20 protein-coding genes are annotated in these 17,757 nt (G+C 51.6%); 11 read left to right on the plus strand and 9 right to left on the minus strand.

Features of this window, described 5'->3' with window-relative positions:
• The first annotated feature begins 74 nt into the window (after positions 1 to 74).
• The 3 genes from AACH41_RS02435 to AACH41_RS02445 are packed head-to-tail and all read left to right on the plus strand — an operon-like array spanning position 75 to position 1,423.
• Positions 75 to 488: an FKBP-type peptidyl-prolyl cis-trans isomerase gene (locus tag AACH41_RS02435; protein WP_275356799.1), complete on the plus strand. Its 414-nt coding sequence runs from the start codon at positions 75 to 77 to the stop codon at positions 486 to 488.
• 53 nt (positions 489 to 541) lie between these two features.
• Complete coding sequence (locus AACH41_RS02440; protein ID WP_338656475.1) at positions 542 to 967, plus strand: OsmC family protein; 426 nt, start codon at positions 542 to 544, stop codon at positions 965 to 967.
• Between the two features lie 48 nt (positions 968 to 1,015).
• Positions 1,016 to 1,423, plus strand: a complete 408-nt coding sequence (locus tag AACH41_RS02445; RefSeq protein WP_194749277.1) for a VOC family protein — start codon at positions 1,016 to 1,018, stop codon at positions 1,421 to 1,423.
• Between the two features lie 47 nt (positions 1,424 to 1,470).
• On the opposite strand, the gene AACH41_RS02450 is transcribed toward AACH41_RS02445, so the two are convergent.
• From AACH41_RS02450 to AACH41_RS02460, 3 genes are read right to left on the minus strand one after another with little or no spacing between them, the layout of a single operon-like run.
• Positions 1,471 to 1,788: a DUF2322 family protein gene (locus tag AACH41_RS02450; protein ID WP_194749278.1), complete on the minus strand. Its 318-nt coding sequence runs from the start codon at positions 1,786 to 1,788 to the stop codon at positions 1,471 to 1,473.
• 26 nt (positions 1,789 to 1,814) lie between these two features.
• Positions 1,815 to 2,456, minus strand: coding sequence for a 2-polyprenyl-3-methyl-6-methoxy-1,4-benzoquinone monooxygenase (gene coq7 / locus AACH41_RS02455; RefSeq protein ID WP_338656476.1), 642 nt, complete (start codon positions 2,454 to 2,456; stop codon positions 1,815 to 1,817).
• A gap of 54 nt (positions 2,457 to 2,510) precedes the next feature.
• A complete protein-coding gene (locus AACH41_RS02460; RefSeq protein ID WP_338656479.1) occupies positions 2,511 to 3,938 on the minus strand; it encodes a S41 family peptidase in 1,428 nt (475 codons plus the stop codon).
• 172 nt (positions 3,939 to 4,110) lie between these two features.
• Between AACH41_RS02460 and AACH41_RS02465 the strand changes: the two genes are divergently transcribed.
• Complete coding sequence (locus AACH41_RS02465; protein ID WP_338656480.1) at positions 4,111 to 4,398, plus strand: SelT/SelW/SelH family protein; 288 nt, start codon at positions 4,111 to 4,113, stop codon at positions 4,396 to 4,398.
• Between the two features lie 46 nt (positions 4,399 to 4,444).
• On the opposite strand, the gene AACH41_RS02470 is transcribed toward AACH41_RS02465, so the two are convergent.
• The gene (locus AACH41_RS02470; RefSeq protein WP_194749282.1) at positions 4,445 to 4,999 is read right to left on the minus strand and encodes a C40 family peptidase; all 555 of its coding nucleotides are present in this window, start codon (positions 4,997 to 4,999) and stop codon (positions 4,445 to 4,447) included.
• Between the two features lie 174 nt (positions 5,000 to 5,173).
• On the opposite strand from AACH41_RS02470, the gene AACH41_RS02475 reads away from it, so the two are divergent.
• On the plus strand, positions 5,174 to 7,120 hold the full coding sequence (locus AACH41_RS02475) for an ATP-dependent DNA helicase (protein WP_338656481.1): 1,947 nt from the start codon (positions 5,174 to 5,176) through the stop codon (positions 7,118 to 7,120).
• A gap of 19 nt (positions 7,121 to 7,139) precedes the next feature.
• Positions 7,140 to 7,541, plus strand: coding sequence for an alternative ribosome rescue aminoacyl-tRNA hydrolase ArfB (gene arfB, locus AACH41_RS02480; protein WP_275356629.1), 402 nt, complete (start codon positions 7,140 to 7,142; stop codon positions 7,539 to 7,541).
• A gap of 146 nt (positions 7,542 to 7,687) precedes the next feature.
• Here arfB and argJ read toward each other — a convergent pair whose 3' ends face one another.
• On the minus strand, positions 7,688 to 8,914 hold the full coding sequence (gene argJ / locus AACH41_RS02485) for a bifunctional glutamate N-acetyltransferase/amino-acid acetyltransferase ArgJ (protein ID WP_338656482.1): 1,227 nt from the start codon (positions 8,912 to 8,914) through the stop codon (positions 7,688 to 7,690).
• A 37-nt stretch (positions 8,915 to 8,951) separates the two neighbouring features.
• On the minus strand, positions 8,952 to 10,313 hold the full coding sequence (gene cysS, locus AACH41_RS02490) for a cysteine--tRNA ligase (protein WP_338656483.1): 1,362 nt from the start codon (positions 10,311 to 10,313) through the stop codon (positions 8,952 to 8,954).
• A gap of 266 nt (positions 10,314 to 10,579) precedes the next feature.
• On the opposite strand from cysS, the gene AACH41_RS02495 reads away from it, so the two are divergent.
• The 5 genes from AACH41_RS02495 (at position 10,580) to AACH41_RS02515 (ending at position 14,957) form a co-directional block, all read left to right on the plus strand.
• Positions 10,580 to 11,737, plus strand: coding sequence for a tetratricopeptide repeat protein (locus AACH41_RS02495; RefSeq protein ID WP_275356632.1), 1,158 nt, complete (start codon positions 10,580 to 10,582; stop codon positions 11,735 to 11,737).
• 120 nt (positions 11,738 to 11,857) lie between these two features.
• Positions 11,858 to 13,105 carry a L,D-transpeptidase family protein gene (locus AACH41_RS02500; RefSeq protein ID WP_338656486.1) on the plus strand — a complete coding sequence of 416 codons (1,248 nt, stop codon included), beginning with the start codon at positions 11,858 to 11,860 and terminating at the stop codon, positions 13,103 to 13,105.
• Complete coding sequence (locus AACH41_RS02505; protein WP_275356634.1) at positions 13,105 to 13,668, plus strand: peptidylprolyl isomerase; 564 nt, start codon at positions 13,105 to 13,107, stop codon at positions 13,666 to 13,668. The genes AACH41_RS02500 and AACH41_RS02505 overlap by 1 nt, the downstream gene beginning before the upstream one ends.
• Positions 13,669 to 13,712: 44 nt before the next feature.
• Complete coding sequence (locus tag AACH41_RS02510; protein ID WP_313985980.1) at positions 13,713 to 14,207, plus strand: peptidylprolyl isomerase; 495 nt, start codon at positions 13,713 to 13,715, stop codon at positions 14,205 to 14,207.
• Positions 14,208 to 14,210: 3 nt separating this feature from the next.
• Entirely contained in the window at positions 14,211 to 14,957 is a 747-nt protein-coding gene (locus AACH41_RS02515) for a UDP-2,3-diacylglucosamine diphosphatase (protein ID WP_338656515.1), read from the plus strand.
• A gap of 99 nt (positions 14,958 to 15,056) precedes the next feature.
• Here the strand turns inward: AACH41_RS02515 and nusB are convergent, their stop codons facing one another.
• Genes nusB through AACH41_RS02530 form a run of 3 tightly spaced genes read right to left on the minus strand, consistent with a single transcriptional unit; the run spans position 15,057 to position 17,707 of the window.
• Positions 15,057 to 15,527 carry a transcription antitermination factor NusB gene (gene nusB, locus AACH41_RS02520; RefSeq protein ID WP_194749292.1) on the minus strand — a complete coding sequence of 157 codons (471 nt, stop codon included), beginning with the start codon at positions 15,525 to 15,527 and terminating at the stop codon, positions 15,057 to 15,059.
• Positions 15,524 to 15,973 (minus strand): 6,7-dimethyl-8-ribityllumazine synthase, encoded by a 450-nt coding sequence (ribH, locus tag AACH41_RS02525; protein WP_194749293.1) that lies wholly within the window; start codon positions 15,971 to 15,973, stop codon positions 15,524 to 15,526. Before ribH ends, nusB begins: the two co-directional genes overlap by 4 nt.
• 60 nt (positions 15,974 to 16,033) lie before the next feature.
• Positions 16,034 to 17,707, minus strand: coding sequence for an OFA family MFS transporter (locus AACH41_RS02530; protein ID WP_338656518.1), 1,674 nt, complete (start codon positions 17,705 to 17,707; stop codon positions 16,034 to 16,036).
• Positions 17,708 to 17,757: the final 50 nt, after the last annotated feature.

The raw sequence follows: 17,757 nt of genomic DNA on the forward strand, positions 1-17,757 counted from the left end.
GGACGTTTTCTGGGAGCAAATACATGAAATCTGGAATGAAATTAATCGGTTGCAGCTTGTTGATGCTGCTAACCATGACGGGTTGCCAGGCGCAATCTAACTCTGCGAATACAAAGGAAGCTACGCAAATGTCTGCCAAGGTGACTGAATTACAAAAAATTGATACGGTGGTAGGCACTGGTCGCGAGGCTGAAGTTGGTTTTAATGTCACTGTGCATTACACCGGTTGGCTCTATGACGCCAACAAATCCGATCATAAAGGCCAGAAATTCGATAGCAGCCTGGATCGCAATTCGCCGTTTAACTTTTTTCTTGGTGGTGGCCAAGTGATTGAAGGTTGGGATACGGGGGTGCAGGGCATGAAAGTGGGCGGCAAGCGCACCTTGATTATCCCTTCTGAGATGGGCTACGGTGCCCGTGGTGCAGGTGGTGTGATTCCGCCGAATGCGCCGTTGGTGTTTGATGTTGAGTTGCTGGGCGTGAAATAAATAATACCCGTGTCGGTGTCTTACGTTTTTATCCTTGTGAAATGAGAGTTTAGATGCAAGTCCAGGTGAAGTGGATAGATGGGGTCAGTTTTGTCGGTGAGTCTGAAACAGGCCATGCCGTGGTACTCGATGGTGCGCCAGAAAATGGTGGCCGTAATATTGGCATGCGTCCCATGGAGATGTTGCTGATCGGGATGGGCGCATGCACTTCATTTGACGTGGTGACGATCCTGAAGAAAGCCCGTCAGCCCATTGTGGATTGTGTTGCGCAGATTCAGGCAGAGCGTGCTGATACGGTGCCTAAGGTGTTTACCAAAATTCATGTGCATTTTGTGGTGACGGGTGAAGGCCTGAATGCGTCCCAAGTGGAGCGTGCGGTAAAACTGTCTGCCGAAAAATATTGCTCGGCCAGCATCATGCTGCAAAAAGCCTGCGAGATCACGCACGGCTTCGAAATCAAGGCGCCGACCTTTGAGTAATCTACGCATGATGACACTGGCTGACATGATCAATCAACGGAGCGTGGCATGAGTATTCCAAAAGGCATGATAGGCATTCGTCACGTCGCGTTGTTTATCAAGGAGCTAGAGTCAGCCGTGGATTTTTACACGCGTGTGGTGGGCATGCAAATCGAATGGCAGCCCGACCCTGACAATGTGTATTTGACCAATCATGGCGATGTGTTTGCCTTGCACCGCGTCAGTTATACACCGGACCCGATGCAACGGCTGGATCATATTGGCTTTGTGCTGACAGATGCGCAGGCGGTGGATGACTGGTATGCGCATATGGTGGCGCATGATGTGCGCATTACAGAAGCACCAAAAAGCCATCGGGACGGCTCACGTGGCTTTTATTGCCTCGACAGCGTCGGCCATTTGCTCGAGTTTATCTATCACCCGCCCATCGTCCGGCATCTCTCGGCGATTGCGTGACTGGACATTAAAAAAGCCTCTAGTGTTAGAGGCTTTTTTGTTTGGCGCTACTCGGTAATGAGCTTGATATTGAGCGTTAGCTCTTTATCTAACACATTGAGCAAGCGGTCAATATTGGGATGCTTGCCTGGATGATCTTCCGCATCCTCGGTATGTTCGGCGTATAAGGCCAATCCCTCTACCGCTGCATCGGTGTTAATTTCACCAAAGACTTTGAACAGATGATGGTAAATCTTGATGGAGCCTTGGGTGCCAGGTTTGTTCTCGATGATCCCGGCAGGCTGATTGCTTTCATCATACAGTTCAATGCGTTTGACGTGATCCGCACTGTCCAGCATCAGAAGATTGTCACTAAATTTTTGCATGGTTGACTCTAGGTTACTACAAATCATTACAAGTGGTACGCGGTGCGCGTCATCACTTTTGAAGCCAGCCGCATGGCCAGTTTGACTGGCGCTGGCAACCTGGCGCCGCCCAGTTGCTCTGCGGTATGGGCGTGGTGCTCTTCGTCTTCTTTCATTTGCGTCACAATCGCTTTGGATGCGGTATCGTGAGCCGGGAGCTGTTGCAGGTGACTTTGCAAATGCGCAGAAACTTGATGTTCTGTTTCCGCCAGAAAGCCCAGATTCCACTTGTCGCCAAGCAGGCCGGCTGTGATACCCATGCCAAAACTGGCACCGTACCAGAGCGGGTTGAGCAGACTCTTGCGCCCCCCCAACTCTTGAATCCGTTGTTCGCACCAGGCAAGATGATCCACCTCTTCACGAGACGCTTGTTTAAGCGCTTCTACATTGGCCGGATCACGTGAAACCAGGGCTTGACCACTGTACAAGGCCTGTGCGCAGACTTCGCCAACATGATTGATGCGCATGAGTGCCGCAGCATGTTTGCGTTCACGGTCACTTAACGTGTCGGGGGTGGTTTCCGCAGGTGGGTAAGGGCGGCTGGAGACTGCCGGGCTGAACACCGTACGCAAACCCATATCCATGACGGCGATGGCTTTGTCTAGTGTCAGCGGCGGCAAGTTCAGCATAGTGGTGTCTCAAGTAAGGCCTGTTTACACCTGCGGGTGTAAACAGGCAGAACATTATGGTTTGGTTGCGCTTACTTTAGCAGGTTCTGGCGCTTTTTGAACAGGCAAGCCTTTGAGTAAGTTCATGGCCTGAACAAACTGGAAGTCATCCTGAGTGGCTGGCTCAATCGGGCCACGTGTTTCAGCATGTTTTTCTTCCTTCAGTTTTTCAGCTGCGGCGCGTGATTTTGCCTCGTCAACGGATTTGCTGTCAGTCGCATTCTTGCCATCGGTCGGGTTGGACAAGTGGCGCTTCAAGTCTGCTTCATGCAGGCTCAGGCTAGGATCGGAACCATCATCCACCGTCACGTCCGGCACAATGCCCTTGGCTTGAATCGAACGGCCATTTGGCGTGAAATAGCGCGCTGTGGTCAGTTTGATTGCGCTGCCATTGTTCATCGGCAATATGGTTTGCACAGAGCCCTTGCCAAAGCTTTGGATGCCCATAATGGTTGCGCGTTTGTGGTCTTGTAACGCCCCAGCCACAATCTCTGAAGCAGAGGCTGAGCCGGCATTGATCAGCACGACGATAGGCACCGATTTAAACTCTTCTGGCAAATCTTTAAGGTAATCAGACTTGCCGCGACGTGCATAATCCAGAGGAGTTGCATTCAGGCGCATCTTGGAGTCTGCGACACGACCTTCGGTGTACACAACCAAGTCATCCTTGGGCAGGAACGCGGCAGAGACGCCTACGGCCGCATCCAGCAAACCGCCTGGGTTGTTACGCAGGTCGAGCACCAAGCCTTTGAGCGAGCCTTTATTTTCTGCACGCAAGTTTTTGAGCGCTCTGGCCAAATCTTCACCAGTGCGTTCCTGGAACTGGGTGATACGAACATAGCCGTAACCTTGTTCAATCCATTTGTTCTTCACGCTTTGTGACTTGATAATGGCTCGTGTCAGGGTGAAGGTCAGCGGTTTGTCCTCGCCTTTGCGAATCACGGTCAATGTAATTTTGGTGTCTGGAACGCCACGCATGCGTTTAACTGCATCATTCAGCGTCATGCCACGTACTTGGGCATCATCCAGTTTCATGATCAGGTCACCAGACTTGAGACCTGCTTTATAAGCCGGGCTATCTTCAATTGGCGTAACTACTTTGACCAAGCCGTCTTCCATGGCGACTTCAATTCCCAGTCCGCCAAACTCACCTTGCGTACCTGCTTGCAGCTCTTTATAAGCATCGGCATCCATAAAGGTTGAGTGAGGGTCCAGGCCTTGCAGCATGCCGGACAAAGCTTCGTTGATCAGCTTCTTGTCTTCTACAGGCTCAACGTAATCAGATTTTACTTTGGCAAAGACTTCGGCGAAGACGCGTAATTCATCAATAGGTAATTGAGAGACTGAGGTCCGGTCTGCCCATGCAGAAATATTGATACTGACCAGAATCCCTACAAATACGCCTGCACCCAGCAAGCCGAACTTTTCTAATTTGGAACGCATACCATGCCTTGTGTGATCAAATAAGCGAAGAATATTACTTCATTCAGAATCAGGATGCATCAGTTGATGTCAGCCTGTTGCAGAGAGTAGATAGAACGCTGTTAAGTTCATTTTCCGCTATTTCAATAAAATTGACTATACTCTTCTAGCAAATAATTGTTTAGAGAAAAACATGCAAAAGCCTATCGTAGAAATCGAGTTTTGTACACAGTGCCGATGGTTGTTGCGGGCTGCCTGGCTGGCGCAGGAGCTGTTAACCACGTTTGATGGCGATTTGAAGTCAGTCAATCTCGTCCCTGGAACGGGCGGTATTTTGGAGGTGCGCTGTGATGGTGCGGTGATTTTTTCACGCAAAGCCGCAGGGCGCTTTCCAGAAGCCAAGGAGTTGAAACAGCTGATCCGTGATGTGATTGATCCCGAGCGTTCGCTCGGGCACAGCGATACGCCAGTCAGTCCTTAAGCGGGCTGGAAGGAGACTGGTCGTCATCCTGAAGAGGTGATGACGGTTATTGAGACGCTTCTACCTCAAGTCGCTTGGCACCGTTATAGCGCGATTTCCAGTAGCGCTCATCCATGTTTTCAATGCGTACCTTTGCCCCCGCGCGTGGCGCGTGGATAAACTGGTTATTGCCAACATAAATGCCCACATGCGAAAACGCAGATTTAAGGGTGTTGAAAAAGACCAGATCGCCCGGTTGCAATTCCTCACGTTTGACGGTGTTGCCCATTTCGCTAATGGTACGGGCTGAAGGGGGGAGCGCAATCTGCGCAGCATTCATGAACACATACTGTACAAAGCCGCTGCAGTCAAAGCCGGTCTCAGGGCTGCGTCCGCCATATTTGTAATTGACACCGGTCAGGCTTAAGGCGCGGATCATGATTTCCTCGACCTTTTCAGACCAGCTGCCAGAGACGCCGGACTGACTCTCCATCACCTGCGCTTGAGAGTAGCTGTAGGCGTTTTGCCAGCGCTTGTCATCCCCGGGCGCGGCAACGCTTTTGCACTGGCAGAGCAGTACACTCACGAGTAAGGCTGCCAGCCGGAAAATGGATTTATTCATCACAATCAAGGGCTTGTTATATTGAATTTGAAGCGGTTTAAAAAGTTTTACAGGCTAAACCATGCCATATTTTATATTGATATGCAAGTATTTGGCGCCTTTTGTACGTTGCTTGACTGACTGGAAGTCGCAAAAGTGCTGTCTGTTTTGGCGATGCTCATGGGATAATTACGCATGTCTTTAGCGCAGCAAGTCAGTTCGGCATTTTCAGAAAACGGGTCTTTGGCACAAGCCATGCCCGATTTCCGCAGCCGCCCGCAGCAACAGGAAATGGCGCTGGCCATCGCCGAAGCCATTGAGCAGCAACAGCAGTTGGTCGCCGAGGCTGGCACCGGCACCGGTAAAACCTATGCTTATCTGGTGCCTGCGCTGTTGTCGGGGGGCAAGGTCATTATTTCTACTGGCACCAAAACCCTGCAAGATCAGCTCTTTCAGCGGGATTTGCCAGCGGTACGCGAAGCGCTCAAAGTGCCCGTGTCTGTTGCCATGCTCAAAGGGCGCGCCAACTATCTCTGCCATTATCACTTGCAACGTGCCAGCCAAGAAGGGCGCTTTCAGTCGCGGGAGGACGCACAATATATTCCTATCCTGCAAAGCTTTGCTGAACATAGCCAGACTGGTGATAAAGCAGAGTTGGTCGAAGTGCCGGAACAAGCCACCGTTTGGCAACAAGTGACCTCCACCCGCGACAACTGTGTCGGCCAGGATTGCCAGTTTTACAAGCAATGTTTTGTCATGGAAGCACGCAAGCAGGCATTGGCGGCCGATGTGGTCGTGGTCAACCATCATTTGTTTTTTGCTGATGTCATGTTGCGCGATGAGGGCGTGGCCGAGTTGTTACCCAGCGCCAATACCGTGGTGTTTGACGAGGCGCATCAATTGCCTGAGGTGGCTGGGCTCTTTTTTGGCGAGGATATCTCCACCTCACAGTTGATGGATCTGGCGCGGGATAGTCAGATGGCTTACCTGAGCCTGGCCAAGGATTGTGTTGCGCTGAGTGAAGCGGTGCCGCCGTTGGAAAAGGCTTGCCGTGATTTCAGGCTGGTGTTCCAGTTTGAAGGTTCGCGTATGCCAGCACAAAAGGCGCAAACCATGAAAAATTTTGATGAGGCTTTTCAGCGCATGCTGGAAACACTCGCCGCCCTGACCGCGGTACTAGAAACCCAAGCTGGACGTGATCCGCTGCTGGAAAAGTGCTGGCAACGCGGTGAAGCATTGCTCGCCCTGCTGCAAGCCTGGCTAAAAGGCAATCACGCCAATCTTGTGCGCTGGGTCGAGGTATTTAGCCAAAGTGTACAGTTACATGCGACCCCCCTCAGTGTGGCGGATGGCTTTGGCAAGCAACTCAATGCGCAGCCGCGTGCCTGGATTTTTACCTCTGCCACGTTGGCCGTCAAAAGTGATTTTAGCCATTATCAGAGCCAGATGGGCTTGCTGGCGGCGCAAACCCGGCATTGGCAAAGTCCGTTTGATTACGGTCAGCAAGCGTTGCTATATGTGCCTACGGGTATGCCTGAACCGAATAGCAGTGCTTATGCCGCTGCCGTTGCCGCTGTCAGTTTGCCTGTGCTGCAAGCCAGCCGTGGCCGCGCGTTTGTGCTGTGTACTTCACTTAAGGCCATGCGCGAAGTGCATGCGTTGCTCAAAAATGCGTTTGAAGAACTTGGCCTCAATTACCCCCTGCTGATGCAAGGCGAGAGTAACCGCACCGAATTGCTGGATCGCTTCCGCAGTCATGGAAATGCCGTCCTCGTCGGCTCGCAAAGCTTTTGGGAGGGCGTGGATGTGCGCGGCGAGGCCTTGTCCTGCGTCATTATCGACAAGCTACCGTTTGCGCCGCCCGATGATCCGGTCCTGGCCGCCCGCATCGACAAAATGAACGCCGAAGGCAAGAATGCCTTTATGGAGTACCAGTTGCCCTATGCTGTGATTACCCTCAAGCAGGGCGCCGGGCGTTTGATTCGGGATGAGCAGGATGTCGGGGTGTTGATGATTTGCGATCCGCGCTTGGTGGATAAACCTTATGGCCGCCGTATCTGGCAAAGTCTGCCTCCATTCAAACGCACGCGTGTACAACAAGAGGTGGAAGACTTCTTTGCACTGATCAATGGGGTTTCTTGATTTGTGAGGATTGCGCGCCATGCTTGAGATTGCTGCTCACGAATATACCCTCACTGCCATTCGCGCCCAGGGCGCAGGCGGTCAAAACGTCAACAAAGTTTCGTCTGCCATCCATTTGCGGTTTGATATCCCAGCCTCCAGCCTCAGTGAGACCGTGAAAGCCCGCTTGCTCAGTCGCAAAGACCAGCGCATCAGTGCAGAAGGTGTGCTGGTAATCAAGGCGCAACAATACCGCACGCAAGAAGCGAATAAACGCGATGCGATTGCCCGGTTGCATGCGATTGTCGAAGCGGCAAGTCATGTGCACGCGGTACGCCATGCGACCCGGCCAACACTGGCTTCGAAAAAAAGACGGGTGACCGGAAAGTTGTTGCGTGGGGTCGTTAAACAGGGTAGGGGCAAGGTGCTGGATGAGGCATAAATAAGACATGCCTTTGCTTGGCCGCTGTCTGGGTTGAAAGCGTTTTGCGTGCGCAAAATAAAAAAAGCCATCACAAAGCATGGGAAGACTTGTGATGGCTTTTTTATTGTGACTGCCTCATTACCGATGAGGCAGTCAGCTAACTATTAGGATCTATAGTCGGCATTGATCTTTACATAGTCATAAGAAAAGTCGCAGGTCCATACAGTCGCATTCGCCGCGCCGCGATTCAATACCACACGCACCAGGATGTCACTTTCTTTCATGACTGCCGCGCCTTGTTCTTCGACATAGCTGGCTGCACGGCCGCCTTTTTCGGCAACCAAAACATCGCCCAGATAAAGTTGCATGGTGTTGACATCAAGGTCTTCAATGCCCGCGTAGCCGATGGCGGCCAGAATCCGGCCCAGATTAGGGTCTGAGGCAAAGAAGGCTGTTTTGATCAACGGGGAGTGGGCAATCGCATAAGCCACTTTACGGCATTCCGCTTCATCTTTGCCTGCTTCAACCTGAATCGTCATGAATTTGGTGGCGCCTTCGCCATCACGCACAATCGCTTGTGCCAGTTCAATCGCAACGTCGGTCAGGGCGGTTTGCAAAGCCGCAAACTCAGGGCTTTGTTCTGTGATCATGGCATTGCCAGCCTCGCCGGTAGCCATCAGAATCAGGCTGTCGTTGGTGCTGGTATCGCCATCGACGGTGATGCAGTTAAACGATTTGTTCACAGCATGTTGAATGATGCTGTCAAGAGCTGGTTGTGCGATAGCCGCATCGGTCGCGATATAGCCGAGCATGGTTGCCATGTTGGGGTGGATCATGCCAGAGCCCTTGCTGATGCCGGTGATGGTGATCGGCTTGCCGTCTATGGTCAGTTGGCGGGAAGTACCCTTGGCCACAATGTCGGTGGTCATGATCGCTTCGGCGGCATTTAACCAGTTATCTTCCTGTAAGTTGGCGACTGCATTCGGGATGCCACCTAACAAGCGGTCCATCGGCAGCATCTCCAGAATCACGCCAGTCGAAAATGGCAGCACTTGTTCCGGGCTGATATTGAGCGCCTGCGCCACACCAATACAGCTGGCGAGTGCATCATCCAGCCCTTGCTGGCCCGTGCCTGCATTGGCACAGCCGGTATTCACCAACAGGGCGCGAATGCCTTTGTTGAGTGTCAGATGCGTTTTACACACCGTCACTGGCGCCGCACAAAACCGGTTCAGGGTAAACACCCCTGAGACGCTGCTGCCTTCAGGCAGGGTCATTACCAGAATGTCTTTACGGTTGGGCTTGCGGATATGTGCCTGGGCAAAGCCAAGTTTGACGCCTTTGACAGGCAGTAAGGTCCCGGCAGCGGGAGCAGACAGTTTAACGGGCATCCAAGTTCCTTCGTGATTGCTAATGAGTTGTTTTTAATCAGGCACGACGCCAGGTGGTGCCTTGAGGCGTATCTTCCAGAATCACGCCCGCTTCAGACAGGGCTTTGCGAATCCGGTCGGCCTCGGCATAGTTCTTGGCTGTTTTTGCGGCGATGCGTGCACTGATCATGCCTTCAATATCCAGGCTAGTGTTGTCGGTGTCGCCTTGCATAAAGCTTTCCGGGTCACGTTGTAGCAAGCCGATAATCGCAGCCAATTGTTTCAGTAATGCGGCGGTGGTCGCAGATTTATCTTTATTGAGATCGTTGGCAAGTTCAAACAAGGCGGCAATCGCCTCTGGGGTGTTGAAGTCGTCATTCATGGCTGCCTGGAACTTGGCCGCTTGCGGTTGTTGCCAGTCGATCTCACATGCATCGACCTTAATCCCGCGCAAGGCCGTGTACAGGCGGGTCAACGAGGCTTTGGCATCATCCAAGTGCTTGTCAGAGTAATTAAGCGGGCTGCGGTAATGGGCGCGCAGAATAAAGAAACGTACGACCTCTGGGTCATATTTTTCCAGCACTTCACGGATGGTGAAAAAGTTGCCCAGCGATTTGGACATTTTTTCGTCATCGACCCGCACAAAGCCATTGTGCATCCAGTAGTTGGCCATGGTGCAGTCGTGGGTGGCTTCGGATTGGGCAATTTCATTTTCATGGTGCGGGAACTGCAGGTCCTGCCCGCCACCATGAATATCAAAGTGCTGGCCGAGATGGGCGGCACTCATGACCGAGCATTCAATATGCCAGCCGGGACGGCCATTGCCCCAGGGGGATTCCCAGTAGGGTTCGCCAGGTTTGACGGACTTCCACAACACAAAGTCCAGCGGGTCTTGTTTGAAGCTATCGACTTCAACGCGTTCACCCGCACGCAGGTCTTCCAGGCTTTTGCCGGAGAGCTTGCCGTAATCATTAAAACTGCGCACTTTGTAAAAAACATCGCCATTTTGTGCCTGATAAGCAAAGCCTTTGTCTATGAGTTTGCTGATCATGTCCAGCATGCCTTGCACATGTTCGGTTGCGCGTGGTTCAAGGTCAGGGCGCAAAATGCCAAGCTTGGCCGAGTCCTCGTCCATGGCGGTAATAAAACGCTGCGTTAGACTTTGGATGGTTTCATTGTTTTCGTTGGCACGCTTGATGATTTTGTCGTCAATATCGGTGATATTGCGTACATATGTCACTTGATAGCCAGTGGCGCGCAGCCAGCGCGCCACCATGTCAAACACCACCATGACGCGGGCATGTCCCAAGTGGCAAAAGTCATACACGGTCATGCCGCAGACGTACATCTTTACCTGGTGGGGCTGAATCGGTTTGAAATCTTGCTTGCTGCGTGTAAGGGTGTTGTAAAGTTTTAGCATGCGAATGAAATTGAAGAAGGATGGATGCGTGATAAAATTAGCAGAAATAGTCTGGTGTTTAATTGGTGTTAAGCAGGCAGGCTGCATGTTTTGCCTAAAACAGTCTACAAACAATCCCTTGCTTGATCAGCTTGTTGTGGTTGAGGCGACGCCAAACACAAAATGATGTGTAATTCGTCTGCATATTCACCTAATTTTGCACTGTCTCTAGTACAATCCGAGTATAACATACTGATAAAAATCAACGATTACCCAGGTAATAGCTCATGAACGCAACATTAAAAAAATATTTACTCGTGCTTGGCGTCTTTTTAAGCCAGGCGGCATTCTCCGATACCGTGCTGGCCGGTCAAACCAATGTCGAGTTGCGCGAAATCAACCAGCTCTCTGAGCAGGGCAATCAGGCAGCAGCGCTGGATCGCGTGAACAACTATTTGGCAGCCAACCCGAAAAATGCCGAAGCCATGTTTATGCGTGGCGTGATTCTGGTCGAGCTGGGCAAGCGGGACGAAGCGATCAAGGCTTTTACCGAATTGACTGACAAATATCCTAGCCTGCCTGAGCCTTATAACAACCTGGCCGTGCTCTATGCGGATCAGGGGCAATATGACAAAGCGAGAAAAGCGCTGGAGTCTGCCATCAAAACGCATCCAAGTTATGCCACGGCCCATGAGAATCTGGGCGATATTTATGCACGTCTGGCCTCTGAGGCTTATGACAAGGCGCTCAAGCTGGATACTTCAAATAGCCGTGCGCAGAATAAGCTGGCCATGATTACGGATCTGTTCGGCGGAAAGCGTGCGCAAGCGCGTCCAGCGACAGCTGTACCACCTGCCGCGAGCGTATCGCCTACGCCGCCCACCAATAATGCGGCTGTGAATCCACCGGCAGCGGTGACGCCACCGGCTGCGACCGCCCCTGTGACCAATAATTCTCCCGTGACAGAGACTAAAAAACCGGTCGTCACTGAAGTAAAACCGCAGGAGATCAAGCCGGCTGAGCCAAAACCAGTAGAGTCCAAGGTCGCTGAGTCCAAGCCAACAGAGTCTAAATCTGCCGACAGTAAATCATCTGCACAACTCGAGCGCGCAGTGTTGGATGCGGTAAACGCCTGGGCGGATGCTTGGGAGGCACAAAATGTAGAGCGCTATCTGAACAGCTATGCCAAAGATTTTAAAACACCCGCAGGTGAGCCGCGCAAACAGTGGGAATCCACGCGTCGTGATCGCGTGAGCCGGCCAAGTAAAATTTCTGTCAAGTTGAGCAATATCGATGTCAGGATGGAGGGCGACAGCAAGGCAAAAGTCACCTTCCGTCAGGCCTATAAAGCAACCGGCCTGGATGCAAACTCAAACAAAACACTCAATATGGTCAAAGAAGGTGGTCGCTGGTTGATTCAGCAAGAGCGTGTAGGCAAGTTTTAAATTGGCGCACTTGCCTCTGGGGGCCTCTTGCATGATGCATGCTGGTGTTCTTGAGGCGGGTCACACCAAAGCCGCACTGCGGCGCCTGGGGCCTGAGCACACGGGTTTTTACTGAAACAATTGTATAATCATGGTATGAGTCGGTTGAGAAAGTACTGTTGTATTGCGTTTGTCAGCGCTGCGCTTTTGCCCTGGAATGCAACTGCGGTTAACCATGAGGCGTTAACCGCCAGGTTGTTCATGCAAAGCAAAAACACCAATGCGGTAGAGCGCATGTTGGTGCAGACCTTGCAGTCTATCAAAGAAGGTCATTTGCAACAGGCGCTGGATTATGTCGATCAGTTACTCGCCATCTCTCCCAATTTTGCACTGGCGCACTTGATTCATGGCGATCTCTTATCCGCCAAAGCCAGAATCCTGCATGGCTTTGGCGATGCGCATGTCGCCGATGTCAGCCGTATCCAGGACTTCAAAGAAGAAGCTGAGATTCGGATTCGTAATTACTTTGACCGCAATCGTGGCTTGACCCAACCGAATCTGCTGGTTGAGTTGTCCGAAAAACAAAGCCATGTCCTGTTTGTCGATACCGCACGCTCCCGTGTCTATGTCTACGAAAAAGGCAATGACAATGAGCTCAAGTACATGGCTGACTATTATGTCACGATAGGAAAAAATGGCATCGGCAAAAAAGACCAGGGCGACAAACGTACGCCTATCGGTGTGTATTTTGCTTCGCGCAAACTGAACCGTCCCTTACCAGATTTGTATGGCGATGCGGCTTATCCGCTCAACTACCCGAACGAAATAGATAGCTACGAGCGTAAAACAGGCTCGGGGATCTGGATTCATGGCACCCCACGCGATACCTACAGCCGTCCGCCAAGGGCCAGTGATGGCTGTGTTGTGTTGTCCAATCCTGACATGCAAGCGTTGCAAGGTATTTTGCAAGCTGGCAATACGCCCGTGGTAATCGGGGTGGATTTTCAATGGGTGACACCCGAGTCCGCCCGTCAGCAAGATCGTGCCAAGGCTGATCTCAAACAGGCGATCGAGCGCTGGCGTAAAGACTGGATGGCGCAAAATACAGAGGCTTATCTGTCGCACTACACGCCTGACTTCTTTTACTCTGATGGTGATTTGTCTAAATGGGCCAGTTACAAACGCCAGATTCAAGCGGCCAAGCCCAAGGTCAATATCAATTTGTCTGATGTCAGCATGTTCACCTATCCGAACGCCAAGCGCAATATGGTGGTCGTAGACTTTGAGCAGGAATATATTAGCGCTGCGCTCAGGAATGTCATGAAGAAACGGCAGTACTGGGTGCAGGAAAACGGTGAATGGAAAATTCTTTACGAAGGATCAGCTTAATGCGTGTGTGGTCAAAATTAGTAGGTGTGTGCTTGATGTTGGCTGTGAATCTGGCGATTGCAGCAACGCAGGTCATGTTTGAAACCAATCAGGGTAATTTTACGGTAGAGGTTTATCGTGACAAGGCACCTAAAACCGTGGATAACTTTTTGCAGTATGTGAAAGACGGTTTTTACAGCAATACCATTTTTCATCGTGTGATTGGCCGTTTCATGATTCAGGGCGGAGGCTTTGACCGTGACCTCAACGAAAAGCCGACCCGCGCACCCGTCGTCAATGAGGCGGCCAATGGGTTGATCAACCAGACTGGCACGATTGCCATGGCTCGTACACCAGACCCTAACTCGGCCACCGCCCAGTTTTTCATCAATGTTGCAGATAACCAGTTTTTGGATTACACCAGCCCGGAACCAGACCGTATCGGCTACTGTGTCTTTGGCAAAGTGGTGTCTGGCATGGATGTGGTATTCAAAATCAGCAACTTACCGACAGGTAACCAGCGCGGTTTTTCGGATGTGCCCTATCGTACGGTCATCATCAAACGTGCAACGATAGTCAATTAATTGAGCTTATTGATTGTCGCAACCTTTAATCAACGGAGAATATTTTGGTCAAACTGACGACTAACTTTGGCGATATCACGCTAGAACTCAACGCAGAAAAAGCACCGATCACGGTCGCTAACTTTTTGAGCTATGTAGAAAAAGGCTTTTATGATGGCGTGATTTTTCATCGCGTGATCAAAGACTTCATGATTCAAGGCGGTGGCTTTGATGTCGACATGAAGCAAAAACCAACTGACGCGCCGATCAAAAACGAAGCCGATAATGGCCTCAGCAATGACAAATATACCATTGCCATGGCACGTACCATGGTGCCAGACTCAGCGTCTGCCCAGTTTTTCATCAACGTGAAAGATAACGATTTCCTCAACTTTAGCGCACCCACCACTCAAGGTTGGGGTTACTGCGTGTTCGGTAAAGTGGTCGAAGGCATGGACGTCGTGGATAAAATCACAGCAGTCAAAACAGCTAGCCGCGCTGGTCATCAGGATGTGCCGGTTGAACCTGTGGTGATTGAAAAAGCAGTTTTGGTTGCCTAGGGCATGACCACCTGGATCATTTCTGATCTGCACTTGAGTGCGCAAAGGCCTGCGGTAACGCAGGCTTTTTTGCATTGGCTAGACACCGTGGTTAGTCAGGCCAACGCATTGTATATTCTCGGTGATTTTTTTGAGGTCTGGGTGGGTGACGACCTGCTGCAAGACGCCGAGTATGGCCGAGCATTTTTGCCAGTCGTCCAGGCGCTTAGGGCTTTATCAGCACAAGGGATTCAGCTTTATTTCATGCATGGCAACCGCGATTTCTTAATCGGGGATGCCTTTGCTCAAGCCTGTGGCCTCACTTTACTCCAAGACCCTGCACGCTTGCAGATGGCAGGCAAAAGTATTCTGTTGAGTCATGGGGATGCGCTATGCACGGACGACGTGGCTTATCAGCAATTTCGTCAGCAGGTGCGCAGTCCGGCCTGGCAACACGCTTTTCTGTCGCAGCCGTTGGCAGCTCGCATTGCCTTTGCCCAACAAGCGCGTAGCCAGAGTGCGCAAAACAAAGCCAGCCAAAGCATGCAGATCATGGATGTGAATGGTGAGGCGGTCAACCAGTTGATCCACGATAATCACTATCCGGATGTGTTGCTGCATGGCCATACACACCGGCCAGCGATACATCCTTTGCTGGTCGATCAGCATGCCTGTGAGCATTGGGTGTTGGGGGATTGGCACGATACCGCAGTGGTGGCACGTTTAGATGCTGCTGAAATGCGGTTGGTGACGTTATCACTTGATGCGTAATTGCTATTTTTTGTGACTTACTCACTCCGCACATAAAAAAGACAGCGCTTTTAAGCGCTGTCTTTTTTATGTCAGATCCAGGTTCAAACCGTCAAAGAATTACTTTTTGACTTGTTGACCAAATTCATGCGGACGGACTTGCGCGGCGACTTTATCCAAGACGCCATTGATGTATTTATGGCCGTCTATGCCACCATAAGCTTTGGCGAGCTCCACGCCTTCATTGATCGCGACCCGGTACGGGATGCTGACATCAAACATCAGTTCATAACCTGAAATACGCAAAATGGCATGCTCGATTGGACTCAGTTCTTCGAGTTGACGGTCAATAAACTGGCCGATCATGGCGTCGATTTGCTCGGTCTGCTCGAGTACCCCGGTCAGCAGTTGCTTGAAATACGCTTCATCCGCTTTGAAATAGTCTGGGTCATCCAAACTGTCCAGGCGCAGTTGTTTGACGTCGCCCGCATTCATACGGTTTCGATACAGGGCCTTGAGCGCCAGCTCACGCGATTTGCGGCGGTTTTTACTGCCTTTGCTTTTGCTGGGTGCTGCCTGATCAGCACTCATAGTGCATTCACCAGATTGGCCATTTCAATCGCCACTTGTGCAGCTTCAGCGCCTTTGATGGCCATGCGTGCTTCGGCTTGTTCGTCGTTTTCGGTGGTCAGGATGGCGTTGGCGACGGGCACGCCAGTGTCACGCTGTACTTCGGAAATGCCGCGCGCGGACTCGTTGGACACCACTTCAAAGTGGTAGGTCTCGCCGCGGATAATCGCGCCCAGGGCAATCAGGGCATCGAAGTTTTCTGACAGCGCCATGTGCTGCAGAATCAGGGGCGTTTCGAGCGCACCAGGGACACTGGCAAGCGTAATATCTTCAGCAGCGACGCCCAGTTTGAGCAGTTCTTGTTCGCAGGCGTTAAGCAAACCTGCACCGATATTGTCGTTAAAACGGGAAAGAACGATACCGATTTTTTTACCGGTACCGTCCAGATTTTGGGCAATTTTGTTCACTTTGAGTCCGTGGATTAACACATAAAAGTACTATTTTAACCCAAACGGCTGCTTTACGGATTATGCGAACAATGACCAGGCTTTTTGTACGGTCATCCAGATGCCGTAACTGATGGGGATCAGTACTGCCAGCCAGGCCAGTTTTACCAGTATGGCAGGTGTTGGTGTATCCGCGTTAACAAGGCTGACTGCGTTGTCTGCCGGTTTTTTGCCGCTTTGCTGTTCAGCCGCCAGTTCGCTGTCGGACATGAAGTATTTGTCTGCCACTGGCCGGACCAGCAAATTGGCCGTGAAGCCCACCCCAAGCAAAGCCGCCAGCGTCATGAATATCGGCGCATAAATATCTGCATACGGAACATGAGCCTCCAGCCTCACATCGTGCATGTAGTTGACGATGACGGGCCCCAAAATCCCTGCGGTCGACCAGGCGGTTAACAGGCGGCCATGAATCGCACCAACAAACTGCGTGCCAAACAGGTCTGCCAGGTAGGCGGGAATGGTCGCAAAGCCGCCGCCGTACATGGAGGCGATCACACAAAACACCAGTAGGAACAAGGCTAGCTGATGATGGTTGGCGGCATAGGTGCCGCAGACATACATCATGATACCCAGCACAAAAAAGATAAAGTAAGTGGTTCTGCGCCCCAATTTATCGGAAGAGGTGGCCCAGCCGATACGGCCAAAAATATTGAACAGCGAAATGAGACCGACAAAGCCTGCGCCAACCGCGGCTGCTGTGGCGGTTAATGCTTCGTCTGCCTTGATCTCGGCAAAGCCCAGTTCTGGCTGGCCTATCAATACGCCACCAAAGGTCTCTTGTAACATCGGCGCTGCTGCGCCAATAATACCGATGGCTGCGGACACATTCATGCACAAAATCAGCCATAACAGCCAGAACTGTGGCGTTTTATGGGCATTTTTCAAGTGTACATGCCGGGTGGCTACCAGTCGGTTGTGTTGTACATCGGGTGGCGTCCAGCCAGCAGGTTTCCAGTTGGCGGCTGGGACACGGTAACCCAGCGAACCACAAGTCATGAATACCGCGTAAATCAGCGCCAGCACCACAAACGTTTGCCAGACACCAGGGTCTGTCGGTGTGGCAAACATCGCCATCAGCTTAGTCGCCAGAGGTGAGCCTATCATGGCGCCCCCGCCAAAGCCCATAATCGCCAGGCCGGTCGCCATGCCGCGACGATCTGGGAACCATTTAATCAGGGTGGAAACGGGTGAGATGTAGCCTAGCCCCAAGCCGATGCCGCCGATGACGCCGCTACCCAGCCACATCATCCAGAGTTGATGCTGGTGTATGCCCAGCGCCGAAATCAGTAAACCACCGCACCAGCAAAGCATGGCTACCAGGCCGGCTTTACGTGGTCCTGCCCGTTCCAGCCAGCCGCCCCAAATGGCCGCCGAGCAGCCAAGTAAGACAAAAAATAAGGTATACATCCAGCCCAGATCAAACTGGGTCCAGTTACAGTCGGTGGCGGTCAATGCTTTTGCGGTGCCGGCCAATTTGTCGGCGAAAGTGGATGCGCCTGCAGCACAGGCGGCAACAGGTTTGCCGTCTGGTCCGGTCAATGCATTGCCTAACGGTTTCCAGAACACGCTAAAGCCATAGGCCATGCCTATTGAAAGATGTACTGCCAATGCGGCTGGCGGTACCAGCCAGCGATTAAACTGATTGCCGGCTGTAATGTGTTCTTTGGAAAGATTAATCAAGATAAAGCCCCTCATTTACGTCTGTTACATATTGTTACAATTTGCCCCAAAAGGCAATAACAGTC

Source organism: Methylophilus sp. DW102, assembly GCF_037076555.1.
Classification (GTDB): domain Bacteria; phylum Pseudomonadota; class Gammaproteobacteria; order Burkholderiales; family Methylophilaceae; genus Methylophilus; species Methylophilus glucosoxydans.